This window comes from Nonomuraea sp. MG754425 (genome assembly GCF_021699195.1).
GTDB lineage: Bacteria > Actinomycetota > Actinomycetes > Streptosporangiales > Streptosporangiaceae > Nonomuraea.
Map to the genome: position 1 here is coordinate 1 of NZ_SSXE01000032.1, position 25314 is coordinate 25314.

At 72.3% G+C, this 25314-nt stretch carries 28 protein-coding genes and 1 tRNA gene; 14 read left to right on the forward strand and 15 right to left on the reverse strand.

All coding sequences use genetic code 11. The features are described 5' to 3' along the window. Positions 1-287 precede the first annotated feature (287 nt). Together FAF44_RS14025 and FAF44_RS14030 are read right to left on the reverse strand one after the other, a co-directional pair. Entirely contained in the window at positions 288-4097 is a 3810-nt protein-coding gene (locus FAF44_RS14025; RefSeq protein ID WP_237103566.1) for a S8 family serine peptidase, read from the reverse strand. 177 nt (positions 4098-4274) lie between these two features. Continuing rightward, positions 4275-4637 (reverse strand): hypothetical protein, encoded by a 363-nt coding sequence (locus tag FAF44_RS14030; RefSeq protein WP_237103567.1) that lies wholly within the window; start codon positions 4635-4637, stop codon positions 4275-4277. Between the two features lie 77 nt (positions 4638-4714). Between FAF44_RS14030 and FAF44_RS14035 the strand changes: the two genes are divergently transcribed. Continuing rightward, on the forward strand, positions 4715-5485 hold the full coding sequence (locus tag FAF44_RS14035) for an SDR family oxidoreductase (protein ID WP_237103568.1): 771 nt from the start codon (positions 4715-4717) through the stop codon (positions 5483-5485). A gap of 46 nt (positions 5486-5531) precedes the next feature. On the opposite strand, the gene FAF44_RS14040 is transcribed toward FAF44_RS14035, so the two are convergent. From FAF44_RS14040 to FAF44_RS14055, 4 genes are all read right to left on the reverse strand, one after another. Next, on the reverse strand, positions 5532-6050 hold the full coding sequence (locus tag FAF44_RS14040; protein ID WP_237103569.1) for a hypothetical protein: 519 nt from the start codon (positions 6048-6050) through the stop codon (positions 5532-5534). A 39-nt stretch (positions 6051-6089) separates the two neighbouring features. After that, a complete protein-coding gene (gene nhaA, locus FAF44_RS14045) occupies positions 6090-7886 on the reverse strand; it encodes a Na+/H+ antiporter NhaA (RefSeq protein ID WP_237103570.1) in 1797 nt (598 codons plus the stop codon). Between the two features lie 33 nt (positions 7887-7919). Continuing rightward, positions 7920-8603, reverse strand: coding sequence for a GAP family protein (locus FAF44_RS14050; RefSeq protein WP_237103571.1), 684 nt, complete (start codon positions 8601-8603; stop codon positions 7920-7922). A gap of 72 nt (positions 8604-8675) precedes the next feature. Next, positions 8676-9197, reverse strand: coding sequence for a helix-turn-helix transcriptional regulator (locus tag FAF44_RS14055; protein WP_237103572.1), 522 nt, complete (start codon positions 9195-9197; stop codon positions 8676-8678). 107 nt (positions 9198-9304) lie between these two features. Here FAF44_RS14055 and FAF44_RS14060 point away from each other — a divergent pair, with 107 nt between their 5' ends. Then, positions 9305-10150 carry an SDR family NAD(P)-dependent oxidoreductase gene (locus FAF44_RS14060; protein WP_237103573.1) on the forward strand — a complete coding sequence of 282 codons (846 nt, stop codon included), beginning with the start codon at positions 9305-9307 and terminating at the stop codon, positions 10148-10150. Between the two features lie 41 nt (positions 10151-10191). Here the strand turns inward: FAF44_RS14060 and FAF44_RS14065 are convergent, their stop codons facing one another. Continuing rightward, complete coding sequence (locus FAF44_RS14065; protein WP_237103574.1) at positions 10192-11562, reverse strand: hypothetical protein; 1371 nt, start codon at positions 11560-11562, stop codon at positions 10192-10194. Between the two features lie 147 nt (positions 11563-11709). Continuing rightward, complete coding sequence (locus FAF44_RS14070; protein ID WP_308193323.1) at positions 11710-12021, reverse strand: response regulator; 312 nt, start codon at positions 12019-12021, stop codon at positions 11710-11712. A gap of 38 nt (positions 12022-12059) precedes the next feature. Between FAF44_RS14070 and FAF44_RS14075 the strand changes: the two genes are divergently transcribed. From FAF44_RS14075 to FAF44_RS14085, 3 genes are read left to right on the forward strand one after another with little or no spacing between them, the layout of a single operon-like run. Beyond that, positions 12060-12521 carry a hypothetical protein gene (locus FAF44_RS14075; protein WP_237103575.1) on the forward strand — a complete coding sequence of 154 codons (462 nt, stop codon included), beginning with the start codon at positions 12060-12062 and terminating at the stop codon, positions 12519-12521. After that, entirely contained in the window at positions 12521-13117 is a 597-nt protein-coding gene (locus FAF44_RS14080) for a TetR/AcrR family transcriptional regulator (protein WP_237103576.1), read from the forward strand. The genes FAF44_RS14075 and FAF44_RS14080 overlap by 1 nt, the downstream gene beginning before the upstream one ends. Before the next feature lie 40 nt (positions 13118-13157). Then, positions 13158-13538 (forward strand): hypothetical protein, encoded by a 381-nt coding sequence (locus tag FAF44_RS14085; RefSeq protein ID WP_237103577.1) that lies wholly within the window; start codon positions 13158-13160, stop codon positions 13536-13538. Here the strand turns inward: FAF44_RS14085 and FAF44_RS14090 are convergent. Both FAF44_RS14090 and FAF44_RS14095 read right to left on the reverse strand, forming a co-directional pair. After that, positions 13514-14008, reverse strand: coding sequence for a DUF523 domain-containing protein (locus FAF44_RS14090; RefSeq protein ID WP_237103578.1), 495 nt, complete (start codon positions 14006-14008; stop codon positions 13514-13516). The genes FAF44_RS14085 and FAF44_RS14090 overlap by 25 nt on opposite strands. Continuing rightward, positions 13978-15333: a DHA2 family efflux MFS transporter permease subunit gene (locus FAF44_RS14095; protein ID WP_237103619.1), complete on the reverse strand. Its 1356-nt coding sequence runs from the start codon at positions 15331-15333 to the stop codon at positions 13978-13980. The genes FAF44_RS14090 and FAF44_RS14095 overlap by 31 nt, the downstream gene beginning before the upstream one ends. Positions 15334-15377: 44 nt before the next feature. Here FAF44_RS14095 and FAF44_RS14100 point away from each other — a divergent pair, with 44 nt between their 5' ends. From FAF44_RS14100 to FAF44_RS14120, 5 genes are all read left to right on the forward strand, one after another. Then, positions 15378-16091, forward strand: coding sequence for a TetR/AcrR family transcriptional regulator (locus tag FAF44_RS14100; RefSeq protein WP_237103579.1), 714 nt, complete (start codon positions 15378-15380; stop codon positions 16089-16091). 11 nt (positions 16092-16102) lie between these two features. After that, the gene (locus FAF44_RS14105; RefSeq protein WP_237103580.1) at positions 16103-16465 is read left to right on the forward strand and encodes a hypothetical protein; all 363 of its coding nucleotides are present in this window, start codon (positions 16103-16105) and stop codon (positions 16463-16465) included. Then, positions 16462-16839: a hypothetical protein gene (locus tag FAF44_RS14110; RefSeq protein ID WP_237103581.1), complete on the forward strand. Its 378-nt coding sequence runs from the start codon at positions 16462-16464 to the stop codon at positions 16837-16839. The genes FAF44_RS14105 and FAF44_RS14110 overlap by 4 nt, the downstream gene beginning before the upstream one ends. Positions 16840-16964: 125 nt before the next feature. Further along, the gene (locus FAF44_RS14115) at positions 16965-18200 is read left to right on the forward strand and encodes an MFS transporter (RefSeq protein ID WP_308193324.1); all 1236 of its coding nucleotides are present in this window, start codon (positions 16965-16967) and stop codon (positions 18198-18200) included. Continuing rightward, a complete protein-coding gene (locus FAF44_RS14120) occupies positions 18197-19021 on the forward strand; it encodes a metal-dependent hydrolase (protein WP_237103582.1) in 825 nt (274 codons plus the stop codon). Before FAF44_RS14115 ends, FAF44_RS14120 begins: the two co-directional genes overlap by 4 nt. A 2-nt stretch (positions 19022-19023) precedes the next feature. Here the strand turns inward: FAF44_RS14120 and FAF44_RS14125 are convergent, their stop codons facing one another. Then, positions 19024-19926, reverse strand: coding sequence for an RNA polymerase sigma-70 factor (locus FAF44_RS14125; protein WP_237103583.1), 903 nt, complete (start codon positions 19924-19926; stop codon positions 19024-19026). Between the two features lie 75 nt (positions 19927-20001). Between FAF44_RS14125 and FAF44_RS14130 the strand changes: the two genes are divergently transcribed. Then, a tRNA-Ala gene (locus tag FAF44_RS14130) sits at positions 20002-20074 on the forward strand. A gap of 10 nt (positions 20075-20084) precedes the next feature. On the opposite strand, the gene FAF44_RS14135 is transcribed toward FAF44_RS14130, so the two are convergent. Further along, entirely contained in the window at positions 20085-20546 is a 462-nt protein-coding gene (locus FAF44_RS14135) for an AAA family ATPase (RefSeq protein WP_237103584.1), read from the reverse strand. Between the two features lie 4 nt (positions 20547-20550). Between FAF44_RS14135 and FAF44_RS14140 the strand changes: the two genes are divergently transcribed. Continuing rightward, the gene (locus FAF44_RS14140) at positions 20551-20985 is read left to right on the forward strand and encodes a GNAT family N-acetyltransferase (RefSeq protein ID WP_237103585.1); all 435 of its coding nucleotides are present in this window, start codon (positions 20551-20553) and stop codon (positions 20983-20985) included. A 3-nt stretch (positions 20986-20988) separates the two neighbouring features. Here the strand turns inward: FAF44_RS14140 and FAF44_RS14145 are convergent, their stop codons facing one another. Then, on the reverse strand, positions 20989-21510 hold the full coding sequence (locus FAF44_RS14145; protein ID WP_237103586.1) for a nucleoside-triphosphatase: 522 nt from the start codon (positions 21508-21510) through the stop codon (positions 20989-20991). Positions 21511-21622: 112 nt separating this feature from the next. Here FAF44_RS14145 and FAF44_RS14150 point away from each other — a divergent pair, with 112 nt between their 5' ends. Beyond that, positions 21623-22567: a YafY family protein gene (locus FAF44_RS14150; RefSeq protein ID WP_237103587.1), complete on the forward strand. Its 945-nt coding sequence runs from the start codon at positions 21623-21625 to the stop codon at positions 22565-22567. 39 nt (positions 22568-22606) lie between these two features. Here FAF44_RS14150 and FAF44_RS14155 read toward each other — a convergent pair whose 3' ends face one another. Further along, positions 22607-24064 (reverse strand): pyridoxal-dependent decarboxylase, encoded by a 1458-nt coding sequence (locus FAF44_RS14155; RefSeq protein ID WP_237103588.1) that lies wholly within the window; start codon positions 24062-24064, stop codon positions 22607-22609. 126 nt (positions 24065-24190) lie between these two features. Then, positions 24191-24394 carry a DUF4236 domain-containing protein gene (locus FAF44_RS14160; protein ID WP_237103589.1) on the reverse strand — a complete coding sequence of 68 codons (204 nt, stop codon included), beginning with the start codon at positions 24392-24394 and terminating at the stop codon, positions 24191-24193. 154 nt (positions 24395-24548) lie between these two features. Between FAF44_RS14160 and FAF44_RS14165 the strand changes: the two genes are divergently transcribed. After that, a complete protein-coding gene (locus FAF44_RS14165) occupies positions 24549-25295 on the forward strand; it encodes a metallophosphoesterase (RefSeq protein WP_237103590.1) in 747 nt (248 codons plus the stop codon). The last annotated feature ends 19 nt before the right edge of the window (positions 25296-25314 follow it).

Below are 25314 nucleotides of genomic sequence, written 5' to 3' on the forward strand. Positions count from 1 at the left end.
GTTCGGTGGTGTCGGGCTGGTGCCGGTGAGGTTGGTGGGTTGGGTGGTGCCGGTGGGGGGAATTGCTGTGTGAACGCACGAGAGGGCCGAGGGTGCATGTCCCTCGGCCCTCTCGGCCCCCGGCTCCGGCTCCGGCTCCGGCTCCGGCTCCGGCTCCGGTCCCGGTCCCGGCCCCGGCCCCGGCCCCGGCCATGCCTGGCTCCTGGTCCAGGGTCCCGGCTCGTGGCTTGTGGTTCGGCTGGTGAGTTCTGGTGATCGCTGGTGGTGGGTTCGGTTCTGGTGGTGGGCTACTTCAGGCCGTACGCCCGTTCGACGGTCTGGGTGGTCGAGCCGCCCGCCCCGTCCGTCGCCGTGACGCGCAACGACACGTACCCGCCGGTCTGCGCCAGCGGCGGATGGGAAAGCTCGACCCGGTAGCGATCCTTGCCGTGCTTCGTGACGCGGCCGGCCGGCTGCCAGGCGGCGCCGTCGTTCACCGAGTACTCCACCGTGATCCGGCGCACGTCGGGTGCCCGGGACGCCGCTGAGTGCGCCCCGGCGCGCAGCTCGAAGGCGAACGGCTTTCCGGCCGCCGCCCGGTTCAGCAGGTCGAGCGGCAGGTCATAGGTGATCTGGCTGGCCGGTTGGAACGCGCAGGACGTCCCGAACGAGCAGGTGTACCCGCGCGGTGTCCCCGACGGCCCCGACGGGGAGGCGAACGACGTGCTCGTGGTCACCTTGGCGGACAGGGTGCGGCCGGTGGTGTCCACGGTCTCCAGCCGGTACGCCCCCTTCCCCTCCGGCACCGTGAACGAGCGTGGCCGCCGTCCCTGCACGGCCGCCTCCTGGTCCCCGACGAACAGCCGGGGCGCGGACGTCATCGGGCTGAGGTTGCTGTAGTGGCGAGGGTCGGAGTCGCGCCACTGGTCACCCGGCACGAACCGCTCCCCGTCCCGGCACAACGCGCACGGCAGCGTCACCGGGTACCCCGACGGCACGTCGGCGGCCCCTGGCACGAGCGGCGCCTTGAACCACTGCTCGGTGACCCGGCGGTCGTCGCGCCGGGTGAAGCGGTCGTCGGAGCGCAGCACCAGTCCGGCGTTCGTGATCGTGCGGGACCAGATGACGTCGTCCGAGACGGGGCCGAAGTACTCGGTGCGGGCCGCCGGCATGCGCATCGAGTTGCCGTACGTCAGGCGTCCCGGCTCCTCGCCGGTGGTCGACTCGCCGTACTCCCAGCCGCTGGTGTCCGGTTTGTCGGCGTGGTAGGCGGCGTCGACGCGTACGAGGTCCTTCAGGTCCACCTTCACGGGACGGGCGGGGATCCGGCCGCGTGAGTCGAGGCGCAGGTGGTAGACGATGTCCGGCCCCGTGTAGGGCTCCAGCCGCAGCGACTGCGGCCCCCGGGAGAGAGCCGATCGCATCGCCCGTCCTTCGGCGGCGGTGAGCCCCAGGCGCTGGAACGCCGGGGCGCCGCCTCCGGGCACGCGGGCCTGGCCGCCGTCCACGTCGAGGTAGGCGAGGATGCCGGCCGCCCCGCGCCGGGCCGCGTTCAGGGCCGTCTGGTCCATGTTGCCGGCCGCGGTCACGTACGGCCGGTCGGAGCCCTCGACCGGGATCCCGGCCAGCACGACCTTGCCCGTGACGTCCACGCCGTCGAAGTCCTCGGCCCGTCCCTGGCCCACGGACACGATGGGGTAGGTCGTGGCGGCGGGGAGGTCGCGCATGGCGTCCATGTTGTACGCCGGACGCAACGTGAGATTCCCCGCCCTGACGGACGACAGGGTCGGGGGTTCCAGGTTCCACTGGGTGGACAGCCGCACCTTGCCCGTCTTCACGGAGGCCACCGGGGTGACGTACAGGTCATGACCGCCGCCCACCGTGCCCCCGTAGATCGAGACGGGGAACGTGCGGTCGGTGAACGTGCGCACGTAGTAGGCGTAGCCGTTGCCGTCGGCGGGTTTCGTCAGGTCAGGACGGATGCGGGTGGTGGTGCGGGCGTCGAGGACGACCGTCCGGTCGCCGTCGAGGCTGACGTTCGCGATGACCCAACTGCTGCGGTTGGCCAGGCCGCCCTCCGGCAGGACGCCGATCACCTCGTAGTCGCCGGCCGGGAGGTAGAACTCGCCGTCGCCCGAGTAGTCGGTGCGCAGGTAGTAGTACCCGTACGGGTTGAACGGGTCCTCCGGGCTGTTGCCGCGCCTGGCCGGGATCGCGTACACGAGGGGTTCGGCCTGGTAGCCGGGGACGAACTCCTTGGTCCCGTACGAGTTGACCAGCGACACCCCGAGCCGGTGCGTGGCCGGGCCGGTGTAGTAGCTGAACGGCGTCACCACACGTGTCTCACCGGCGGCGGCCGTCACCCAGCCGCCGTACGCGCCCGTCGCGCCCCGTTTCGGGGTCACGGTCAGGTCCACGGTGGCGGTGCCGCCGGCGGGGACGGTGACGCTCTTCGTCCCGAGCGCGACCGCGTCGGAGGGGGCGGGCTGCCCGCTCCAGCCGCGCGTGCGCAGGGTGAGGTCCAGGGTGACCGGCTCGGCGCCGGTGTTGCGGTAGGTGACCTGGCGCGTCGCCGGCTTGCCTCCGGGCAGGTGGAAGTCCACGGCCGAGGTGGCGAAGACGGTCTGGGTGACCGCGCGGGCCACGTCCACCCGGCCGCTGCCCTGCTCGAACCAGTTGGGGCCCTCGACGGTCTCGGCCGTCGAGGTGAGCGCGTCGCGCAGTTCGGCCGCCTGCCAGCCAGGATGTTGCTGGGCGAGGATCGCGGCGGCCCCGGCCACGTGCGGCGTCGCCATGGAGGTGCCGCTGAGCGTCGTGTGCCGGTCGTCGCCGGGGACGCCCGGCAGCGACGAGCCGGACGAGCGGGCGGCGACGATGTCGATGCCGGGGGCGACGATGTTCGGCTTGACGGCGGCGTCGTCGAGGCGGGGGCCCCTGCTGGAGAAGTCGGCCAGCGTGGTGCCCGTCGTCTTGTCCACCGCGCCCACGGCCAGGGCCTCGTCGGCCGCCGCCGGGACGCTCACGGTGAGCGGCTCGTACTCGTTGCCGGCCGCCGTCACGAACAACGTCCCGTGCTTCTTCGTCAGCTCGTTCAGCGCCTGGCTCATCGGGTCGGTGCCGTTGCCGCAGCAGCTTCCGAGGCTCATGTTCACCACGTCGGCGCCCTGCTCGGCGGCCCATTCCATGCCCGCGATGGCCCACGACCACTCGCCGTTGCCGCTGTCGTTGAGCACCTTGCCGACCAGCAGGGACGCGGCCGGGGCGACACCCTTGTACTTCTCTCCCGCGCCGGCGATCGTCGAGGCGACGTGTGTGCCGTGCCCCTTCCTGTCGGCGATGCCGGCGGCGTTGGTGAAGTTCTCGGTGGCGAGGATGCGGCCGGCGAAGTCGGGGTGGTCGACGTCGATGCCGGTGTCCAGCACGGCGACCTTGACGCCCTTGCCGTCGAAGCCCTTCTCCCAGCCGGTCGGCGCGCCGATGAGCGGCACGCTCTGGTCGAGGGACGCGCGTGTCGTACGGTCCAGCCAGATCTTCCCGACGCCGGTGGCCGAGCGCCCGCTCGCGGCCCGGTCGGTGCGCAGCCCCGCCCAGAACGCCTCCGCCTGCCCGGCGGGCACGCTCATCGCGGCGCCGTTGACACTGCCGAGGACCCGGACGCCTTCGGTGGCGGGCAGGGCGCCGGCCGCCTTGGCGAGGGTGGCGGGCCCGCCCGTGTAGGTGACCAGGAGGGGGATCGCGTCGGTGCGCCGGTCGCGGGCGAGCGTCTCGACGTCGAACAGTTCCTCGTCGAGCGTTCCGGCGGCGACCAGGGCGGCGGCGTCGGAGGGCAGGACGAGGTAGCCGCCGTCCTTGCTGGGCAGCGTGGCGAACGTGACCTGGGCCCCGTCGGGCCTGGGGGCCTGCTTGACGGCGATGGAGGGGACGCCGTCCGCGGCCGGGGGCGCGTACTCGACGACGTCGCCCGTGATGAGGGTGAGGGTGAGCGGGGTGGTGGCCTGCTGGGTCGCAGCCGGGTCGGTGACGGCCGCCTGGGTGGGCGGCGGGCCGGCGACGACGCCGGCGAGCACGAGGACGAAGCCGGATAAGGCCGCGGCCAGTCGCGAGGGTGAGGGGGACAAGCGTTGCCCTTTCGGTCAGGTTGGGACGCTCGTTCGGGAGCGCTCCCAAAGATTCCGACTGGGCTTATATCCATAAGTTGATCAACCTAATCGCCGGCCTGGCCGGGCCGGCCCCGCACGCTCCCGCCACGGGCGCTCATGGTGCGCGGCCCGTGACAGGCGGTGGACCGGCGGGTCTCAGCGGAACGTGACGGCCGCGGAAGTCCCTGACGCGCGCGAGCCGGAGCCCGCGTCGGCGGTGGAACGTCCCCACAGGAGCGCCACCACGGCCACGGCCGCGAGCAGCAGCACGAGCCCACCGGCCACGATCGCCCACCACCACCCCGACCGTGACGGCTTGGCCTCGTAGAGCGGCACGTCGGGCAGCATGTCCGGCGTGTACGGCAGCCGCCGCGTGGAGGGCGGCTGCTGTGCCGAGGGCGGCTGCTGTGTGGAGGGCGGCTGCGGCGGCCCCTGAGCGGCGGACCCGGGACGGGGGACACGGAGTCGGATCGTCTGGTTGGGATCGGGGTCCTGGGGGCCGGGCTGCTTTCGCGTCATGATCCCCTCGCACACGCTGCGGAGTGTCGGGTACATCAACATTGTCACACTTGGCCCGGCTGTCCCGTCCCGTTGCCATGACTGCTGTACTCGTGACGGGCGGGAGCGGGCGGCTCGGGCGCGCCCTGCTGGAAAGACTGGCCGAGGCGGGCCACGACGTGCGGGCGACCAGCCGTACGGCGCGGCCCGCCGACGGCGGCGTGCGCTGGACGGTCGCGGACCTGACCAGCGGCGACGGCGTGGCGGCGGCCGTGTCCGGCGTGGACGTGATCGTGCACCTGGCCTCGGCCCCCTACCGGGGCCGCTACACGCTCCGGGTGGAACTCGACGGCACCGCCGCGCTGCTCGCCGCCGCACGGGAGGCCGGGGTGCGGCATCTGGTCTACCTCTCGATCGTGGGCGCGGACCAGGTGCCGTGGGGATATTTCCGGACGAAGGTCCGAGCCGAGCGCCTCATCCAGGACGGCGGGGTGCCGTGGACGATCGTCCGGGCCACGCAGTTCCACGAGTTCGTGGACCAGGCGTTGCGGGCGATGGCCAAGCTCGGCCTCATGGTCGTCGATCCCGGCATCCCGGCGCAGCCGGTGGACGTACGGGACCTGGCCGGCCACCTGGTGTCGCTGGCCGGGCGGGAACCGGCCGGGAAGATCGAGGAGTACGGCGGGCCCGAGACGCTGACGATGGAGGAGGCCGCGCGGAACTGGCTGCGGGCGCGCCGGTCGCGCAGGCCGGTGGTCCGCGTGCGGATCCCCGGCGCGCTGGGCCGCGCCTTCCGGGCCGGCCGGCTCACCACCACGGCCCGGCCGGCGGGCCGGATCACGTGGACGGAGTACCTGGGCCGGCCGTGAGCCGAGCACCCGCGAGCGGCCTGTTCGCGAACGGCCGCGCGCGGGCTCAGCCCTGGCCCTGGCCGAACGGGGGCTGCTGCGGCGTCTGCCAACCGGGCTGCTGCTGATACGGCGGCTGTTGCGGCGCGTGCTGCGGCCCCTGCTGCCACTCGGGCTGCCCCTGCTGCTGCCACTGTCCCTGCTGCTGGTGATGCTGCGGCTGGTGCTGCTGCCAGGCGGGCTGGCCGGTCTGGGCAGCCGCCTGGGACGGGTTCCGGCGCGCGACCACCGCCCAGATCAGCAGCGCCGTACCGGTCACCTGGAGGAACAGGGAGGCCAGGTTGAGCACCAGCAGGAGCGTCTGGTAGCCGTCGATTCCCATCGACGAGATGAGCGAGGGGACCATGAAGATGAACGCGCCGTTGACCACCGCTCCCACCAGCAGCACGATGCAGCCCACCATGCCTGCCACGGCCGCGCGGCCGTGCTCGCCCCTGCGCATCGCCATCAGCGCGACGCCGCCCAGGAGCACGATGAGCATCACGATCACATTGAGGATGTTGATGATGTGGGATATCGAGGACATCAGCAGCCACTCCAGAAGTCGGACGACAATGCGACGACGCTACGCGGGCAGGCGGAGTTCTTCCACCGCACGGGTGATCGAGTCGAGGTCGTGGCCGCCCTCGTAGCGCACGCCGTTCAGGAACAGGGTCGGGGTGCCGCGTACGCCGCCGTCGCGGCCGGACGCCTCGTCCACGCCGATCCTGGCGACGTGACGGGCGACGTCGGACCAGGGCTCGACGCCCAGCTCGGTCGCGTAGTGCTCCAGGTCGGCGTCGGTGAGGTAGCGCTGGTTGTCGTAGAGGATGTCGTGCATCTCCCAGAAGCGCCCCTGGTCGGCCGCGGCCTCGGCGACGATCGCGGACGGGGCGGCGCGCGGGTGCAGGGTGCGCAGCGGGAAGTGCCGGAACACCAGCCGGACGTCCGGGTTCTTCCTGAGGACCTCCTCCAGGATCGGCTGGAGGCGTCCGCAGTACGGGCACTCGAAATCGCCGTACTCGACGATGGTGATCTTCGCCTTGGCCGGGCCGCGCACGTGGTCGCCGGGGCCGACCGGGACGGCCAGCGTGGTGGGCAGGTCTTCGGCGGGTTCGGCCTCGGGCGGGGCGCACACTCCGCCGCGGTCCCACGCCAGGCGGAAGATCAGCCACCCCAGCGCGGCGGACAGCAGCGAGCCCGCCAGGATGCCGATCTTGGCCTGGTCGTGCAGGGCGGGGTCCTCGAAGGCCAGCTCGACGATGAACAGCGCCACCGTGAACCCGATGCCCGACACGGCGGCCCCGCCCAGCAACTGGCCCCACACCAGATTCCCCGGCAGCACGCCCCAGCCGAAGCGCAGCGGCAGCCAGGTGCCCAGCGAGATCCCGACGAACTTGCCCAGCAGCAACCCCGCCGCCACGCCGATGGCGATCGGCGAGGTGGCGGCGGCCCGCAGGGTCTCGCCGTCGAGCCGGACACCGGCGTTGGCCAGCGCGAAGACGGGCACGATCACATAGCTGCTCCACGGGTGCAGCCGTAGCTGCAGCCGCTCGTTCACCGACACGGCCCGCTGGACGCGCAGCGCGGCGGCCCGGGCGGCCCGCGCGGTGGGCTCGACGGTGAACTCCTGCACGGCCTCCCCGGCGAGCAGCAGCTTGTGGTCGGTGGGCGCGTATACGAAGACGAGGATCCCCAGCGCGATGCCGACCAGCGTCGGGTGGATGCCGCTCTCCAGTGTGGCCACCCACAGCGCGAACCCCAGCACGATGTACGCCGGCGCCCGCCAGATCTTCAGCCACCGCAGCGTCATGATGGCCGCCAGCAGCAGCGCGGCCGTGATCAGGGCGACGACCGACAGCTCGGCGGTGTAGAAGATCGCAATGATGATGATCGCGAGCACGTCGTCGACGATGGCCAGCGTCAGCAGGAACGCGCGCAGCGGGTCGGGGCAGCGTGCCCCGGCCACGGCGAGCAGGCCGAGCACGAACGCGGTGTCGGTGGCGATCGGCACGCCCCACCCGCCCGCGCCCGGCCCGCCCCAGTTGAGCAGGAGGTAGAGGCCGGCCGGCACGAGCATCCCGCCGAGGGCCGCCACGGCCGGGACGGCGATCAGCCGCCGGTCCCTGAGCTGCCCGAGGCGCACCTCGTAGGAGACCTCCAGGCCGATGAGGAAGAAGAAGACGGTCATCAGCCCGTCGTTGACCCAGTGGCGCAGGTCGAGGGTGAACTGGGCGTCGCCGAAGGAGATGCCCGTCGTGGTGTGCCAGAACGCCTCGTAGGTGTCGCCCCACGGCGAGTTCGCCCACAGCAGGGCGAGCACGGTGGCGGCCAGCAGCACAGTGGTGCTGCCCGCCTCGGTCCGTAGGAACGCGCGCAACATGGTAGATCTCCCCCCGGAGATCTGATCCTACGGTTACTGGAAGAACAGGTAGAACGCCGCGTCCCTGGCGAGCAGGAAGCCGACGATCGCCAGCCCCCAGCTCATCATCGACGACGAGTGCCTGGTCAGCCACACCCGCAGCCGCTCCAGCCAGGCTTCCAGCCGTCCGCCGGTCACCGCGCGCAGCCCGGCGAGCGCCAGTGTCGGCACGATCATGACGATCACGTACGCGGCCAGCAGCGGCGCCCACTGGGCCACCGTCAGCTCCGCGGTCGTCATGATGCCGATCGCGGCCAGGTACGGCACCATCGTGGCCACCTCCAGCACCCCGGCGGTCAGCCCCACCAGCACCATCGTGCGCGCCCCGCCCACCCGGGGCTCGAAGGTGCGCTCGGGCAGCCCCCGCTTGGCCCGCCACTTCGGGTCGAACCGCCAGCTCAGCGCGAACAGTCCCACGCCGAGGACGAGTTGCGCCGCGTAGGCGAGCCGGCTGTCGAGCACGTCGCCGAAGGCGTCCATCGCCGTGGACAGCCCGAGCATGAGCGCCACGCCCACCAGGAAGTAGAAGACGGTCACGGTGGCGAGGTAGATCAGCAACCGGGAGCCCCGCGACCGGTCCAGACTGAGCATCAGGTAGACCGGGATTCCGAGGGTGCCGAAGCTCGTGCTGTCGAGCACCGCCAGTCCCGCGAGGGTGAGCAGCAGCGCGATGGTCATATGGACATCATCCTGAATGGCGGCCGGTGGCCGCCTCCCCCGCCGGGTCGAACCCGGTGTACATCCTTCTGCTCATTCACGTGTGTCGAGTGTCCAGTCGGCCCAGTCGGCGAGGGCCTGGTAGAGGCGGTGCCCGGCCTCGGCGGCGACGCGCAGCGACCGGGTCTGGGGGCTGTCGCCGAAGTCGCCGCGGTCTTTTGCGGCCGCGTACTGGCGGTACCACTCGGCCTCGCGGGCGAAGTGCGCCCGCTCCCGCTCCAGGTGGGCGCGTAGCTCGTCGGGTTCCATCAGCCAGAAGAACGCCGAGCGCAGCACCGACTGGATGCGCAGCGTGTGATCGACCTCCCCCGACGTGAGCCAGCCGCGCACCGCCGCGAGCCCTTCGTCGGTGATCCGGTACGCCTTGCGCCGCCGCGGCCCCTCGCTGTCGATCTCGATGAGCCCTTCGGCGGCCAGCCGGTTGAGCTCGGCGTAGATCTTGGGCTGCTGGGCGGGCCACACCGCGCCGAGGACCGCCTCGAAGCGTCTCGCGAGGTCGTAGCCGCTGGCCGGGCCCTCCGCGAGCAGACCGAGCAGGCCGTAGCGCAGCGACATTCACTCTCTCCTCACGTTCCTTGCCATCTTGACAGCTCCTCGGGATCGCGTGCACGCTTCACATGTACCTTGGTACATGTCCCTAGGTAAGTATGAGGAGGGCTTTCATGTCCGAACGCGAGGGCGTCCTGGTCACCGGGGCGTCGGGCGGCATCGGCCGGGCCGTGGTCAAGACGCTGGCGGAGCGCGGCTACACGGTGTTCGCCGGGGTGCGCGGCGAGGCGCCGGAATTGGCCGGGCTGCCGAACGTACACATGGTGACGCTGGACGTGACCGACCCGGACAGCGTCGAGGCGGCCGCGAAACAGGTCGGGCGGGACGTGGCCCGCCGCGGGCTGCGCGCGGTGATCAACAATGCGGGCGTGATCGTGCAGGGGCCGCTCGAACTGGTGCCGCCGGCGGAACTGCGCCGCCAGTTCGAGGTCAACGCGTACGGGCCGGTGTTCGTCACCCAGGCGTTCCTGCCGCTGCTGCGGGCGGGCAAGGGCCGCCTGATCAACATCAGCGCCCCGACGGCCCGGCAGCCGATGCCGTTCCTGGCCCCGCTGTCCGGCAGCAAGGCGGCCCTGGCCTCGATGTCCATGGCGCTGCGCCTGGAACTGGCCGCGTGGGGCATCCCCGTGGTGCTCGTCGAGCCGGGCGCCACCGCGACCGAGATCTTCGACAAGGCCGGCGCGGCGGCCGAGGCGTCGCTCGCGCTGGCCGAGCCGCGCAGGGCCGCGCTCTACACCCGCCACCTGGCCGTCGTCGGCGAGGCCATGGCCAAGCAGCGCCTCGGCCCCGTCGAGCCCGTGACGCGTGTGGTCACCGCCGCGCTGGAGGCCCGCAGGCCCAAGCGCCTGTACGCGGTCGGCGACGCCCGCGTGATCGGCCTGCTCACCCGTCTGCCCGCGGGGCTGCGGGAGCGGCTCGTCGCCGGCACCCTCGGCCTGGCGGGCATCCAGGCCGGCTGACGCCCCACAGGGGGCCGGGCGGCCCGGCCCCCGCGGAGGTCCTACAGGTGACGCAGGTAGGCCAGGGACGGCGCGAAGAAGTACTCGCCGCCCATCATGGTGACCGTCCGGTCCACCTGGGCCTGCGGCTCCGACGGCTCCGGCCGGCCCCAGACCTCGGGGAAGGCGACCCGAACCGCCCGCCTGCCCTGCCCGATGACCGGATCGTGACCGGTCCCCCCGGCCTCGAAGTCCGGCGCGTTCGCCCAGCTCCGCTGCGTGAACTCGAACTGGCGCACCAGGCTGGCGTTGAACGCCATGAACAGCAGCCCGACCCCCGCGCTCGGCCGGTGCTCCGGCGGGGAGTCGTCCCACGGGTCGTCGGCGCGCTCGCCGTAGGTCTGGCCGCGCCTGGCCATGAGCACGTCACGCCCGAACGAGCGCGGGTTGGTCTTGCGCACGTGACCGGAGAACGGGCACCTGGAGCCGTCGTCGCCGTCGAAGGTGAAGTCGTTGGCGACCGGGCCGCCGCCCGGCTTGGGCTTGAGTGTGAGGGGTGTGCCGTCCCGGAAGCGGCCGACGAGCAGGGCGCCCGCCCGCTCGCGGTCCGTCCCCTGGAGGGCCAGGCGGTCGGCCAGGTCCCGTTCGATCTCCTTGAACGCCCGCACGTTCTGCTCCAGCTTCCTGAAGACCAGGTAGCTGCCGAAGTGGCGGACGGGGTCCGGCGCGAACGGGTCCGGCACCAGGACGTTCGCCAGCGGGAAAGCCGGGTCCCAGTGCTGCTTCGGCTCCTTGTCCACCTCGTCCTTCAGGAACAGCGGCTGGCTGCGGCCGTCCACGTAGCCGAAGTGCTCGATGCCGTCCCCGGCCGGGTTGCGCATGCCCTGGCCGCGTTCCTCGCCGAGCAGCCGGGCGCTGTCCGGCAGTTCGGCGAGGATCTCGGCGCGCAGCCGCTCCACCGGCTCCGCCCCGGCGTCGCCGATCAGGATGACGGCGTGGATCTCCCGCTGGTAGAGGCGCTCCCACTCCGCCGCCGGCGGGTCGTTCACGAGGCTGGTCCGCCGCTTCATGCCGTCGCGGAAGACCGGGTCGCCGAACCTGCGCACGTCCTCGACCGAGTGGCCGAGGTCGCGGTAGCCGGCCTTGCTGATGCCGATGCCGACGTACGGGGTGCCGCGCCGGCGGCCGGCGGCGAACTCCCGTATCTCCCGCAGGTGCTCGCGGGCCGACTTCATCTTCGTGGTGGCGATCGAACGCAGGAAGGCCCTGCCCTCGGTCACGTCGTTGAACCGGACGAACAGCACGGACAGGTGCTCACGTACGTGAGCCCGCAGGATGTTCGGCTGGAGTTCGTCGAGCATCGCCTTGGTGTCCGCGTCGAGCGTGGCCGAGTCCCAGGCCAGGGGTTGTGCGTTGTTCAGGTCGACAGGCATCGCCGTGTCCCTTCCCCGTTTCCCGATGGACATCGGGCCCCCTGGCGCGTCACGGGAGGAGATCCCCGTCTTGCTACGCGCCCCACAGATTAGGACTCGCGAGAAAACCGGAAAGTTTCCACAAAAGGGACACGGTGCATTTCCTGTTCACCGCGAGGTGAGCGAGGTCCGTGCCGCGCCGCCGTTCTCGCAGCGGACGATCTCGGCCTCGTCGTCGCGGGCGGTGGCCACGATGACCGGCACGTCGGAGACGCCCCGCACCATGCGCAGCGCCTGCGATCCGTCCAGGTCGGGCAGGCCGAGGTCGAGGATGACGGCGTCGGGTGGGGACTGCGAGATCTCCCTGAGCGCGTCCAGGGCGCAACCGGCGCTGCGGACGGCGTGCTCGCGCCGGCGCAACTCGTGGATGATCGCCGATCGGACGAATTCGTCGTCTTCGACTACGAGAACCGTCGCCATGCCGACCAACCGTACTGGGGGCGTACATAATGCGTCTCATGCGTCGAGCGCTGAGATATGCCGCGATCTGGTGCGGCGCCACCGCCGTCGCGGTGTCGGTCTCGTGGTTCGGGGTGCGTGGCGTGCTGCGCGACGAGTTCGTGGACGACGTGGCCGTCGAGCCGTTCCTCGCGCAGACGGTCGCGGCGCGGAACAGCACGGACCACCCCGTGCCGGAGCCCTCCGCGCGGGACCGGACCCCCGCCGCCACCCCGGCGCCGCGCCGCACCCAGGACGCCCCGAGCCCGTCGCTCAAGGTGGTGAAGGTCAGGGGCGGCGAGGTGGCGTTCACGCTCGGCTCCGACGGCTGCCGCCTGGTCTCGGCCACCCCGGTCGGGGGTTACACCGCCAAGGTCGCCCGCGCCGACGGCTGGATCCGGGTGGACCTGGTCAGGGGGGAGCACGGCACGGGGGTGTTCTGCATCGGTCACGAGCGGCGTACCGACACCTGGGAGTACTGATGAGGAGCCGACGCTGGAGCCGGTCGGGCGACACCCGCGACACTCTGCTGCGCGCGGCCCGTGACGTCTTCCTGGCCAAGGGGTACGCCGACGCCACGGTCGCCGACATCGTGGCGGCGTCCGGCATCAGCGTCGGCAGCCTGTACCACCACTTCGGCGGCAAGCCGGGCCTGTTCCTGGCGCTGTGGGAGCAGTTCACCCGCGGCCAGGAGGAACGCACCGCACGGGCGGCGAAGGCGGCGGGGGACAGCGCGGAACGGTTCCTGGCCGGCGCGCGGGCCTACCTGGAGGGCTCGTGGGAGCAGCGCGAGGTGGCCAGGCTGTTCCTGGAGAACGACGGCCCGGCCGAGTTCGGCACGCTGCGCAGGCAGCGCGGCTGGAACTGGATCGGCGGCAACCGGCGGCTGCTCGGCCTGGACGGCTCACGGGAGAGCCAGGTGCTGGTGGTGCTGCTGACCACCATGATGGGCGAGGCCGGGCGCGAGGTGGCAGCGTGCGAGTCCGGCCTCGACGCCGCGGTGACCATCGACGAGGTCATCCGCCTGGTGAGGCGGTTGCTGCCTACATCCTCCGGCGTAGCGGAGCCGACTCCCTAGAGGGGATCCGGCCGCCTTCGCGGGGTGGCAACGTGGAGGCATGGACGTACTCCGGAGGTCGCTGGGCTGGCTCGCGCTGCTCTACGCGCTGGTCTTCGCCACGTTCGCGCTGCTGCACACCGGAGTCGCGCTGGGGCCGGTGCGGGAGCCCGTGATCGTCCCGGCCTCGATCGCCGAGACGTTGTGCTGCGCGGCCCTGCTCTGCGGCGCCTTCGGCGCGCTGTCGGGCCGGGCGTGGGCCTGGGACGGGCTCGTCTACAGCCACGCGGCGGCACTCGGCGGCGTGCTGCTGGGGATCATGGCGCTGGCCCTGGGCCCGGACGCGGGCAGCGCGCTGCTCACCTGGTATCACAGCCTGATGGCGATCGCGCTCGCCGCCGGGCTGAGCGGCGCCTTCTACGTCTCCAGGGTGCGCAGGTAGCCGGCGGCCTCGGGCAGCCGCTCCTCGCTGAACACCCGGACGCCCTCGCGCTCCAGCAGCGCCGTGGTGAGGCCCTGGCCGGGCGTCCGGCGCCCCTGGAAGGTGCCGTCGTAGACGGCCAGCACCCCGCACGAGGGGCTGCCCTCCTTCAGCACCGCCATCCGGACGCCGTGCGCGCGCGCCACGGCCAGCGCCCCGTGCGCGCCCGCCAGGAACTCGGCCGTCACGTCGGACCCGTCGGACGCCAGCACGCGGGCGGCGCCGGACAGGACGGCCGCCCCGCCCGCGCCGCCCTCGATCTCGGCCGCGAGCCTCGGGACCGGCAGCCCGCCCGCCACCTCGGGACAGAACGGCACCAGCCGCCCCTCCGCCCGCCACCCGGCCAGCCAGGCGTCGGAGCTGGTCTTCGCGCCGCCGTCGTAGCGCACCTTGCGGCCCATCAGGCAGGCGCTGACGAGGATCTTCTCCACGTACCCGATCCTATGAGCCCGATCGGCGGCAGCGAGAGCGCGAGCAGCCCGATCACCACCCAGAACGGGAACGTGAACGGCTGCCCCGTACCCGACGCGGTGGACAGTTGCAGCAGCACGGCCGCCACCGCCACCCCGAACGACGAGGAGATCCGCAGTGTGATCGTGCTCAGCGTGGTCGCGGCCGGGATGGCGGCGGGCTCCAGCGTCCGGTACGCCGCCGCCGTCATCGACGTGGCCACCAGCCCGTGGCCGAGCCCGAGCACGAACATCGGCACGATCCCCCCGCCGAGCAGCACGAACGCCATGACCCCGGCCACCGCCAGCAGCACGCCGCCGGCCGCGACGCCGCGCGGGCCCCGGTTGTCGGTGAGCCGGCCCGCCAGCGGCATCGTGATGGCCGCGCCGATCCCCATCGGCGCCAGCAGCAGCCCGGCCTCCAGCACGGTGCCGCCCTGGGCGAGCTGGCTGTAGAGCGGCACCAGGAGGGTGAAGCCGATCATCGCGGCCCCGTAGCACACGAGCGCGGCCACCGCCGCGCTGAACGTGCGGTCACCGAACAGCCGCAGGTCGATCAGCGAGCCGCCGCGCAGCGACCGTACGGCGAACACGGCCACCAGGGCCGCGCCGAGCCACACCGCCGGGTGCAGCACCGAGGCCCCGTTGCCCACCTCGGCCAGCCCGTAGACCAGCGCGGCCAGTCCGGGCGAGAGCAGGGCCAGGCCGAGCACGTCGAGGGGCGGCGCGCCCGCGCGGGGCGCGCGGGGCAGCAGCAGGACCGCGGCCACCAGCGCCACCGCGCAGACCGGGACGTTCACCAGGAACAGCCAGCGCCAGCCGGGGCCCTGCACGATCAGCCCGCCGAGCGGTGGCCCGAGCACGGGCACCAGCATGGCGGGCACCGAGATCAGGCCCATCGCCCGGCCCATCCGCTCCTTGCCCGCCGCCTGGGCCAGCATCATCTGCCCGACCGGCTGGAGCAGGCCCCCGCCCAGGCCCTGCACGACGCGGAAGACGACCAGGCTGCCCAGCGACCAGGCGGCGGCGCAGAGCACGGAGCCTCCGGCGAACAGCACGAGCGAGACGAGCCAGACGTTCCTGACCCCGAACCTGCCCACCGCCCAGCCCGTGACCGGGACCGTCATGGAGAGGGCCAGCAGGTAACCGGTGGCCGCCCACTGGACGGAGGCGAGTGAGGTGCCGAAGTCGCGGGCGAGGGTGCCGAGCGCGACGTTGACGATCGTGGTGTCGAGCATCGTCATGACGACCCCGAGCAGGACGACCAGGCCGGTGGTCCAGAAGGAGTTTCGTACGGCGTATCGCATGTCGTACACCGTAACAGTTTCGTACGGTGTCTAAAATCGGGGGTGTGACATCGATCTGGTCAAGGCCCACCCCGCCCCGCCGCCCGGTGCTGACCCGGGAGGCGATCGTGGCCGCCGCCATCGCCGTGGCCGACGCGGAAGGGCTCGACGCGGTCTCGATCAGGCGGGTGGCCGCGGAACTGGGCGCGCGGGCGATGACGCTGTACTCCTACATCGAGCGCAAGGAGGACCTGCTCGCGCTGATGGCCGACGAGATCGCCGCCGAGGCGGTGGCCGCCGAGCCGCTGCCCGCCGACTGGCGCGAGGCGCTGCTGCTGCTCGCCCGGCGCGAGCGCGAGCTGGTGCGGCGCCACCCCTGGCGGGTCGACCTGGTCGGCCAGCGGGTGGCCGTGGGGCCCAACGCGCTGCGGCACGTGGAGCAGAAGCTGGCCGCCTTCGACGGCCTCGGCGTCGATCGGCTGACGGCCTGGCGGTTCCTGGCCGTCTTCAACGACTACATGACCGGGTTCGTGGTCAGGGAGGCCACGGAGCGCCGCGTCCCCAGGGAGCAGGGGATCAACGACGACGAGCGGGCCGCGGCGGCGGAGCCGTACATCAGGGAGCTGATCGAGGGCGGCGAGTACCCCCGGCTGGGGCCGATGATCGAGCAGGGCGTCCAGGGGGCCGACGACAACTTCGAACGCGGGCTGAACTGGGTGCTGGACGGCATGGAGGGGCACCTGCGCTCCGAAGTCGGGGGCGACACACCCGGGCGGTAGCCTTACCCCCGATGAACGCCACCGTCTCGACGATCGTGATCTCCGGCTCCCTGCTGCTGATGCTGATGAGCCTGATCGTCGCGATCCGCGACCGGCCGATGGGCATGGTGCTGCTGGTCGGGTTCGCCCTGCTCGAAGTGGCCCTGCTGGTGCAGGCGGGGTTCGTGATCGCGGGGGTGGCCGGCGGCGGGGGGCCCGAGGACAAGGTCACGCTGTTCGGCTATGTCGGGGGCGAGGTGCTGATCCCGGCGGCGGGGGTGTTCCTGGCGCTGGCCGAGCGGAGCCGGTGGGGTCCGGCGATCCTGGCCGTGGCCGGGTTCGCGATCGCGGTCATGACGGGCCGGCTGCTGCAGATCTGGCAGGGCGTGGCGTGACGACCGCCATCGGCGCCGGGCCGGGGCGCGCGCTGATCGCGGTCTACGGGCTGTTCTCGCTGGCGGCGGGGGCGCGGGCGGGTGTGCAGATCGCCACCAGGTTCGGCGAGGCGCCGCTGGCGTACGCGCTGTCGGCGTTCGCGGCGGCGGTCTACATCCTGCTCACGGTCGCGCTGTGGCGCGGGGCGCGCCGCCTCGCGCTGGTCGCGCTCGGCATCGAGCTGGCCGGTGTGCTGGTCATCGGCACGCTCAGCCTGCTCGACGCGGCGGCCTTCCCCGACGCGACCGTGTGGTCGGCGTACGGCAGGGGGTACCTGTTCATCCCCCTCGTGCTGCCCCTGGTCGGCCTGTTCTGGCTGCGCCGCAGGCGTTGAGGCCCGGGAGCCGCTGCCGCGCTCCCGCTCGAAGATCGTGGTGAACCCGCTCAAGAAGTTCTGCGTTGTCCAGGAATAAACGCACATTTCGGTCCTGTTAAGGTGGTGATTCATCCCATGATTAGATGAGCGGAGGAAGATCCCCCAACATGAGCGTGCTCGCCCAAGAGACCCGAGGCAGAACCACCCCGCTGGCCTGGCTCCTCGTGCTGGGAATCGTCCTTGCCGCACTCAACCTGCGTACCGGTGTCACCAGCGTCGGCACCCTGCTCGACCAGCTCTCCGCCGGCCTCGGCATGTCGAGCGTCGGCACCGGGCTGCTGACCACGCTGCCCGTGCTGGCCTTCGCCAGCGTCGGCGCGGTCACCCCATCGCTGGCCAGGCGCCTCGGCGAGCACCGGCTGCTGCTGCTCGCCCTCGTCACGCTGGGCGCCGGGCTGCTGATCAGGTCGCTGGCCGGCTCGGCCACGGTGTTCCTGCTGAGCAGCGCGGTCGCGCTGTCCGGCGGCGCCGTCGGCAACGTGCTCATCCCGACGCTGATCAAGCGGCACTTCCCGGCCCGTACCGGGATCATGACCACCGTCTACACCACGGCCCTGGCCGCGGGCACCATGCTCGCCGCCGCCGCGACCGTGCCGATCGAGCGCGCGTCGGGCGACTGGCACATCGCGCTCGGCGTGTGGGCGGCCCTGGCCGCCGTGGCCGCCATTCCGTGGCTTGCGCTGTTGCGCAGTGAGCCGGAGCGGGACACGGGCAGCCGGGACGCGAGCATCCGCGGCCTGCTCAAGAGCCGGCTCGCCTGGATGATCGCGATCTACTTCGGCACCCAGTCGATGATCGCCTACATCATGTTCGGCTGGCTGGCCACCATCCTCACCGACAGCGGCTACAGCACCTCCCAGGCGGGGCTGATGCTCGGCGTGTTCACGGCGCTGAACATCCCCGTCTCGGTCGCCGTGCCCATGATCGCCTCCCGCTTCCGCGACCAGCGCCCGGTCGTGGTCGGCCTGGTCGCCTTCTACGTGGTCGGCTTCCTCGGGCTGTGGTTCGCGCCGGGGTCCACGGCGATGGTGTGGGTCGTGTTCGTCGCGGTGGGCATGGGGTCGTTCCCGCTGGCGCTGATGATGCTGGCGCTGCGCACCCGCACACCGGAGAGCACCGCCGCCTTGTCGGCCTTCGGGCAGAGCGCCGGGTACCTCATCTCGGGCGCGGGGCCGCTGCTGGTGGGCGTGCTGCGCGAGACGACCGGCGGGTGGGCGGTGCCGTACACGATGATCTTCGTGGTGCTCGCCGCCCAGCTCCTCACCGGCCTGTACGCCGGCCGCAACCGCTTCCTGGAGGACGAGAGAATGGCCGGGTGAGTTCCACTCTCGTCACCTTTCCCCGCGGCCTGACCAGTGGCCGCGCCACGATCGTCGAGACCGTGCCGGTGGGGGCCCGGCACGGCCTCGTCGTCTCCGAGACCCCGTTCCATCCCCTCGACCACACCTGGCCCGACCAGCCCGCCGACCGCGGCACGATCGGCGGCCTGCCCGTCGTCGAGTGCCTGACCGGAGCCCGGCAGGACACCGGCGCGATCCTGCTCGGCGACGACATCCCGGCCCGTCGCGGAGCCGAGGACTGGCAGTGGCTGGTCGTGCACGTGACCGAGACGCCGCTGCCCGTGGGCGCCGAGGTCGACCTCGAGGTGGACCCGGCCTACCGCGCGGCCCTCTCGGCCGGCCACACCGCCTGCCACCTGGCCGCGCTCGCGCTCAACGCCGCGCTGGCCGGCCGGTGGCGCAAGGAGGCGAGGGCCGACTCGCTCGGCAACCCCGACTTCGACCAGGCGGCGATCACCTCCTCGCGGATCGGCCCGTACACCAGCCTCGACGTCTACCGCCTGGGCAAGTCGCTGCGCAGGAAGGGCTTCTCCGCCGACGACCTGGACCCCGGCGAGATCGCCCGCGAGGTGAACGAGCGGCTGGCGGCGTGGGTGGCCGCCGATGCCCCGGTCCGGGTGGAGGTGCCCGGCCCCGGGCTGACGGCCCGCCGCACCTGGCACTGCGCGCTCCCCGAGGGCGAGGCGTCCATCCCGTGCGGCGGCACCCATGTGACCGGCACGGCGGAGCTGGCGGGCGTCGAGGTCGCGCTCACGCTCGAGGACGCGACGCTGACCATGCACACCGGCCGCCCCGCCTGAGCTCAGGAGAGCTGGAGGTGGGCGATCTTGTCCGGGTTCGCCACCAGGTAGACGGTCTCGATCCGCCCCGCCCCGACCACCAGCGAGATGACGGTGACCACCTGCCCGTCCGCCGAGACCACGACGGCCGGCGCGTTGTTGAGCACGGCCAGGTCCATCGACAGGCCGGGCAGGCCCGAGTCGCCGGTCGCCCGGCCGATCGAGGCCAGGAACTTCGCGATGTTCTCCGGAGTGCTGATCGACAGCAGGTAGCGGCTGACGTTCCCGGCCCCGGTGACGGCCCGCAGCGCCGCCCTGGCCTTGCCGCCGCCGTCGCTGATCATCGTCACCCGGTCGGAGAACAGCTCGATCAGCGCGTCGAGGTCGCCCGCCGTGCAGGCGTCCATGAACCGTTCGGTGATCCGCCGCCGCTCGTCGCGGTCCACGTCGAAGCGCGGGCGCTTGTCGCGCACGTGCTCCCTGGCCCGCCGCGCCAACTGCCTGGTGGCCGGCTCGGCCCGTCCGATGATCTCCGCGATCTCGGCGAACGGCAGGTCGAACGCCTCCCGCAGCACGAACACCGCCCGTTCGAGCGGTGACAGCGTCTCCAGCACCACCAGCAGCGCCATCTCCACGGAGTCGGCCAGCTCGGCGTGCTCGGCCACGTCGGGCATGGTGCCGATCGGCTCCGGCAGCCACGGCCCCACGTACGACTCCCGCCGCGACTTCGCCCACCGCAGCCGGTCGATGGCCAGCCGCGAGGTCACCCTGATCAGGTACGCCCTGGGATCCTGCACGGCCGCCTCGTCCACCCCGGACCAGCGCAGCCACGCCTCCTGAACGACGTCCTCGGCGTCGGCGACGCTCCCCAGGATCCGGTAGGCGACCGCCGTCAGCACGCTTCGGTGGTCCTCGAATGTCGGCATGAAACCTAAGACGTATCACGGAGCCCCCGGTGTGACACGAGGGGTTCGGAACTCCGTTACACTTGTTGATCGCAAGGGGCTATGGCGCAGTTGGTAGCGCGCCTCCATGGCATGGAGGAGGTCTGGGGTTCGAATCCCCATAGCTCCACCCCTTTTCTTCACGGCGGCTCGTCGTACAACGCGAGTTCCGCCTCGTCGGGTGCCTCGAAGAGTGGCGCCCACTTCTCCAGCAGGTCCCGGGTGACCGGTACCGTGCCCCACGCGTCGCGGCGGTCCAGGCGGCGGCACAGCTCCTCCAGCGGGGCGTCGAGGTGGTGCAGCTCCACCGCCGCTCCCATGGCGCGGGCGGCCAGCCGCAGTTCGTCCCGCTCCGCGCGGGCCCAGAAGCCGTACTCCAGCACGACCGTCTGGCCCAGCCGCAGCAGTTCCCGCGCGTGCCGCCAGAGTTGCCGCTCCAGGCGGTCGCGGGCCTGTTCGTCGTACGGGTCGAGGCCGAGGTGTGCCAGCCACTCGTCGGGGCACAGCCGCAGGGCGGGGCGCTCGGCGGCCAGGCGCCGCGCCAGGGTGGTCTTGCCGGAACCCGGCAGACCGCAGAGCAGGATGAGACGTCCTAGAGTCATGACAATGACGATCATCGCGTATGAGACCTCGTTCGACGAGGCCGAGATCTTCGACCTCTACGACTCCGTCGGCTGGAACGTGTGGACGCGCGACGTCGCCAAGGTGTGCCGTGGGCTGGCCAACTCGCATGCCGTCCTCACGGCGAGGGACGACGGCGGGCGGCTGATCGGCCTGGCGCGCACGGTGTCCGACGACGAGTTGGTCTGTTACGTGCAGGAACTGCTGGTCGACAAGGAGTTTCACGGGCAGGGCATCGGGCGGCGGCTGCTGGAGCGGCTCAAGGAGCGGTACGCGCACTGCCGGTACTTCGTCCTGACGACCGACCACGAGTCCACCCCCGAGGGGATCGCCAACCACGCCTTCTACCGGCGGCTCGGGCTGATCGAGCACCACGAGCAGGGGTTGTCGGCCTTCGCCCTGCCGGTGCGCAACCCCTGAGCGTCAGGGGATCAGCAGGCGGCCGAGGGTCTCGGGGAGCTCGTCGCGGTTCTGCGGCGTCACGGTGATCAGTTCGGCCTCGACCTGCGTCCGCAGCGAGGCGTGCGCCCGCTGGTGAACGGTCGCCACCACCGCCGCCCCCGACTCGAAGAGCGCCAGGCAGCGTGGCAGGAACGCCGGTGAGAGCAGCTCCATCGGGCCGATCTCGTCGATGAGCGCCACCGAGCCGCGTGCGGTCAGCGCCCGTCGCAGGGCCGGGAGCGCGACGCGCTCGAACGCGGGCACGTCCACGCCGTACCTTCCGACGTGCGGTTTCGAGGTCAGCGACAGGTGGGCCAGCACGGCTCGGTGGCCGTCGAAGTCCTCCACGGTGAAGCCCGTCCGCCGCCCGCGCTCGCGCAGTTCGTCGCTCAGGAAGCCGGCGATCGGCACGCCCGCCGCCTGCAGCAGCCCGGCGAGGCGGCGGACGACGGTGGTCTTGCCCGTACGGGGCGGGGCGGTGAGCAGGATGCGCGGCCTGGACACGGCACCAGGATGACAGACGGCCCACCCGCCACGAGCACCGAGCCCCCGCGCGGCGGTCGGCTGGATGGAAAGTGCTCAGCGGATGAGCGGTTTCAGGGGGAGAATGGGCGGTATGCGAGCCGATCGACTGGTGGCCGCGCTGCTGCTCATGCAGGCACGCGGCCAGGTGACCGCCGCCGAGCTGGCGGAGCAGTTGGAGGTGTCCGTCGCCACCGCGCGCCGTGACCTCGAAGCGCTGTCCACCGCCGGCATCCCCGTCTACCCCCAGCCGGGACGGGGCGGCGGGTGGTCGCTGCTGGGCGGCGCGCGTACCGACCTGACCGGACTCACCGCGCACGAGGCGCAGGCGCTGTTCCTGCTCGCCGGGCCGGCCGCGCCGGAGGCGCCCGAGCTCAGGTCCGCGCTGCGCAAACTGCTGCGGGCCTTGCCCCAGACGTTCAGGGACGAGGCCGAGGCCGCCGCCGGCGCGGTCGTGGTCGATCCCGCCCGCTGGGGCGAGCCCGGCAGGCGGCGGCCCGAGCTGGTCGGCGTCCTGCAGCACGCCACCGTACGGCGGCGGCGCGTCCGGCTCGAGTACGAGGGCCGCCGCGACCGGGGACGCACCGAACGGCTGGTCGAGCCCTGGGGACTGGTGGACAAGGACGACGTCTGGTACCTCCTGGCGGGCACCGAGCGCGGGCAGCGCACGTTCCGGGTGGACCGGATCGTCGCGGCCGAGGTGACCGAGCAGGGCTTCGAGCGGCCGGACGACTTCGAGCTGCCGAGGGCCTGGGAGGGGGTCGTCGAGGAGATGGAGCGGCGGCGCTCGACGGTGTCCGCGACCGTGCTCGTCCCCGCCCGGCTCCTGCCCATCCTGCGCGATCACTTCGGGCGGCACTGCGAGACCCTGGGGGAGACCGAGGACGGGCGGATCAGGGTGCGGGTGGCCGCGCCGATGGCGCTGACGATCGCCGAGCAGCTCGCCGGGTGGGGGGCGCGGGTGGAGGTCGAGGAGCCCGGCGAGGTCAGGGCCGAACTGGCCAGGATCGGCGCCGAACTCGTCGAACGCTACACCTGACGAGCCCGCCGCCCCCGGCGGGCGGTTGGCCATGTCGTTTCAGCGGTCCGGGAGCGAGGCCGACAGGGCCGCGTGTTCCCAGCGGATCTGCTCCCACGCCTGCTCCACGTGCCGCCGCTCGGTCGCCGTCGCCCCGATGGCCATGCGCAGCACCACCCGGCCGGCGATCCTCGTGTGCGTCAGGTACATCGACCCGCTCGCGTTGAGCAGTTCCATCAGCCGCAGCGTGGCCCCGTCCGACTCGGCCGGGTCCAGGCCCGGCCACACCGGGCGGAAGCACACCAGCCCGAACGGATGCGGCTCGTGCACCTCGAACCCGGCGTCCGCGCCGATCCACTCGGCCAGTTCCCGCGCCAGCCCGACGCCCTTGCGGATGTGCGCGCGCAGCCCCTCGGCGCCGTACCAGCGGATCACCGACCACAGCTTCAGCGCCCTGAACCGGCGGCCCAGCGGCACCTGCCAGTCCCGGTAGTCGACGACGGAGCCGCCCGTGGTGGCGGTGTTCCTGAGGTACTCGGGCAGGATCGACAGCGCCTCCAGCAGCGGGGCCCGGTCGGCGGTCCAGAGCACGCCGCAGTCGAAGTTGGTCAGCAGCCACTTGTGCGGGTTCGTCGCGTACGAGTCCGCGTACTCGGCCACCCCGTCGTTCAGCCACCGGAACTCCGGGCAGACCGCCGCGACCCCGGCGTAGGCGGCGTCCACGTGCAGCCAGACCCCGTGCTCCCGGCACACCTCCCCGATGGCGGGCACCGGATCGACGGCGGTGGTGGAGGTGGTGCCGACGGTGGCGCACACCATCGCGGGGACGGCCCCCGCCGCGACGTCCTCGGCCAGCAGCGCGCGCAGATGGGCGGGGTCCATGGCCAGCGTGCGCGGATCGACGTCCACCGCCCGCAGGCCCGCCGCGCCCAGCCCCGCGATCCTGGCCGCCTTCTCCAGCGACGAGTGCGTCTGGGACGTCACGTACACCGTGTAGCGCCGGTCGATCCCCTCGGCCGCGACCCGGCCGCCGCTCGCCCGGTGCAGCGCCGCGAGCAGCGCGACCAGGCAGGCACTGGACGCCGAGTCCTGGATGACGCCGCCGCCCGCCGCGTCGGTACGGAACCGCTCCGGCAGCCCGAGCAGCTCGGCGAGCCAGTCGACGACCACGGTCTCCAGCTCCGTGCACGCGGGGCTGGTGACCCACAGCATGCCCTGCACGCCCAGCCCGCTGGAGAGCAGGTCGCCCAGGATGGCCGGGCCGCTGGTGTTGGAGGGGAAGTAGGCGAAGAAACCCGGGTGCTGCCAGTGGGTGATGCCGGGGAGCAGGATCCGGTCCAGGTCCGACAGCACGCTCTCGAACGGCTCGCCGTGCTCGGGCGGCCCCGTGGGCAGGGCGCGGCGGATCTCACCCGGCTTGACCTGCGACAACACGGGATTGGACGCGATGCCGGCGAGGTAGTCCGCGATCCAGTCGATGACCTGCTTGCCGTGGTGGCGGAACTCCTCAGGCGTCATATGAGGGCTCATCCGCCCACTCTGTCCGCAGAAGGGGGCAAACGAAAGAGGCTGACGGAAGTGGACGGGCCGGAGGCTTTCGCCCCCGGCCCGTTCTATCTCAAGCGGTCTCGCGACCGCCGAGGGTCAGTGGTGGTGGCGGTAGCGCCGGCCACCGAAAGTCTTGCCGAGATGGAAGCCGCCGGGCAGGTGCACCGACACGTGACGGCGGCCGTCGGGAGTGGTCGAGACGTACAGGCGGCGATTGCCGAAGCTGTGGCCGACGCCGTGCCGCGACAGGTTGATCCGGAACGGCCCCACTTTGATCGACTTGTTGTAGTGCCAGCCCATGGCTCTCCTCCGCCGTCGTCCGCTCGTCAGGTAGAACGGGCGGGGCCGCCGCAGGGTTCCCGGCTCGGGGTTTCCCATGGGGAGGGGCCTTTCCCCCGGGCGGGCCGGCGGGCATACGGTGGGTGGGCCGGCCGAACAGGAAGGACCGAGCCACATGATCGTGATCGCTCACCTGAGCGACATCCACATCGGCGCCACCCCCGAGAGCGTCCCCCGAGCCGCGGCCGTCATGCGCTACCTGGACGCGATCCCCGGCGACCTCGACGCGGTGCTCGTCACCGGCGACATCGCCGACCACGGGCTGGCCGAGGAGTACGAGACGGCGGCCAAGCTGCTCAGCTCCCGCCACCCCGTCCTGGCCGGGCCGGGCAACCACGACGTCAGGAGGGAGTTCCGGCGGGTGCTGCTGGGCGAGCAGCCCTCCGACGGCCCGGTGAACCAGGTCCTGCGCACCGAGCGGGCCGTCTACGCGATGTGCGACTCCGCCATCCCGGGCCGCGACGAGGGCCACCTCGACGACGAGACGCTCGACTGGCTGGAGGGCGTGCTCGACGGCACCGACCTGCCGGTGTTCGTGGCCTTCCACCACCCGCCGGTGACGCTGCACTCCCCGCCGTGCGACGGCATCAGGCTGCACGAGACCGGCCGGCTGGCGGAACTGCTCGCGGGCCGCGACGGCGTGCCCGCCGTGCTGACCGGCCACGCCCACACCGCCGCCGCCACCACGTTCGCCGGACGTCCGCTGCTGGTGGGCGGGGGCGTCGTGTCGACGGTGACGCTCCCGTGGGAGGGCGGCACCAGCTTCGAGACGTGTCTCGACTACGACCTGCCGCCGCTGATCGCCTTCCACGTGCTCGACGACGACGGCCGGCTGACCACCCACTACCGGGCCGTCCCCTGAGACGGGGGGCGGGCCCGCG

Coding starts and splice junctions, on each gene's coding strand:
- FAF44_RS14165 (WP_237103590.1), top strand. CDS start 24,549: ATGATCGTGATCGCTCACCTGAGCGACATCCACATCGGCGCCACCCCC.
- FAF44_RS14075 (WP_237103575.1), top strand. CDS start 12,060: ATGCGTCGAGCGCTGAGATATGCCGCGATCTGGTGCGGCGCCACCGCC.
- FAF44_RS14030 (WP_237103567.1), bottom strand. CDS start 4,637: ATGACGCGAAAGCAGCCCGGCCCCCAGGACCCCGATCCCAACCAGACG.
- nhaA (WP_237103570.1), bottom strand. CDS start 7,886: ATGTTGCGCGCGTTCCTACGGACCGAGGCGGGCAGCACCACTGTGCTG.
- FAF44_RS14160 (WP_237103589.1), bottom strand. CDS start 24,394: ATGGGCTGGCACTACAACAAGTCGATCAAAGTGGGGCCGTTCCGGATC.
- FAF44_RS14050 (WP_237103571.1), bottom strand. CDS start 8,603: ATGACCATCGCGCTGCTGCTCACCCTCGCGGGACTGGCGGTGCTCGAC.
- FAF44_RS14055 (WP_237103572.1), bottom strand. CDS start 9,197: ATGTCGCTGCGCTACGGCCTGCTCGGTCTGCTCGCGGAGGGCCCGGCC.
- FAF44_RS14085 (WP_237103577.1), top strand. CDS start 13,158: ATGGACGTACTCCGGAGGTCGCTGGGCTGGCTCGCGCTGCTCTACGCG.
- FAF44_RS14060 (WP_237103573.1), top strand. CDS start 9,305: ATGTCCGAACGCGAGGGCGTCCTGGTCACCGGGGCGTCGGGCGGCATC.
- FAF44_RS14135 (WP_237103584.1), bottom strand. CDS start 20,546: ATGACTCTAGGACGTCTCATCCTGCTCTGCGGTCTGCCGGGTTCCGGC.
- FAF44_RS14115 (WP_308193324.1), top strand. CDS start 16,965: ATGAGCGGAGGAAGATCCCCCAACATGAGCGTGCTCGCCCAAGAGACC.
- FAF44_RS14080 (WP_237103576.1), top strand. CDS start 12,521: ATGAGGAGCCGACGCTGGAGCCGGTCGGGCGACACCCGCGACACTCTG.
- FAF44_RS14070 (WP_308193323.1), bottom strand. CDS start 12,021: ATGGCGACGGTTCTCGTAGTCGAAGACGACGAATTCGTCCGATCGGCG.
- FAF44_RS14065 (WP_237103574.1), bottom strand. CDS start 11,562: ATGCCTGTCGACCTGAACAACGCACAACCCCTGGCCTGGGACTCGGCC.
- FAF44_RS14040 (WP_237103569.1), bottom strand. CDS start 6,050: ATGTCCTCGATATCCCACATCATCAACATCCTCAATGTGATCGTGATG.
- FAF44_RS14140 (WP_237103585.1), top strand. CDS start 20,551: ATGACGATCATCGCGTATGAGACCTCGTTCGACGAGGCCGAGATCTTC.
- FAF44_RS14035 (WP_237103568.1), top strand. CDS start 4,715: ATGACTGCTGTACTCGTGACGGGCGGGAGCGGGCGGCTCGGGCGCGCC.
- FAF44_RS14155 (WP_237103588.1), bottom strand. CDS start 24,064: ATGACGCCTGAGGAGTTCCGCCACCACGGCAAGCAGGTCATCGACTGG.
- FAF44_RS14125 (WP_237103583.1), bottom strand. CDS start 19,926: ATGCCGACATTCGAGGACCACCGAAGCGTGCTGACGGCGGTCGCCTAC.
- FAF44_RS14105 (WP_237103580.1), top strand. CDS start 16,103: ATGAACGCCACCGTCTCGACGATCGTGATCTCCGGCTCCCTGCTGCTG.
- FAF44_RS14150 (WP_237103587.1), top strand. CDS start 21,623: ATGCGAGCCGATCGACTGGTGGCCGCGCTGCTGCTCATGCAGGCACGC.
- FAF44_RS14095 (WP_237103619.1), bottom strand. CDS start 15,333: ATGCGATACGCCGTACGAAACTCCTTCTGGACCACCGGCCTGGTCGTC.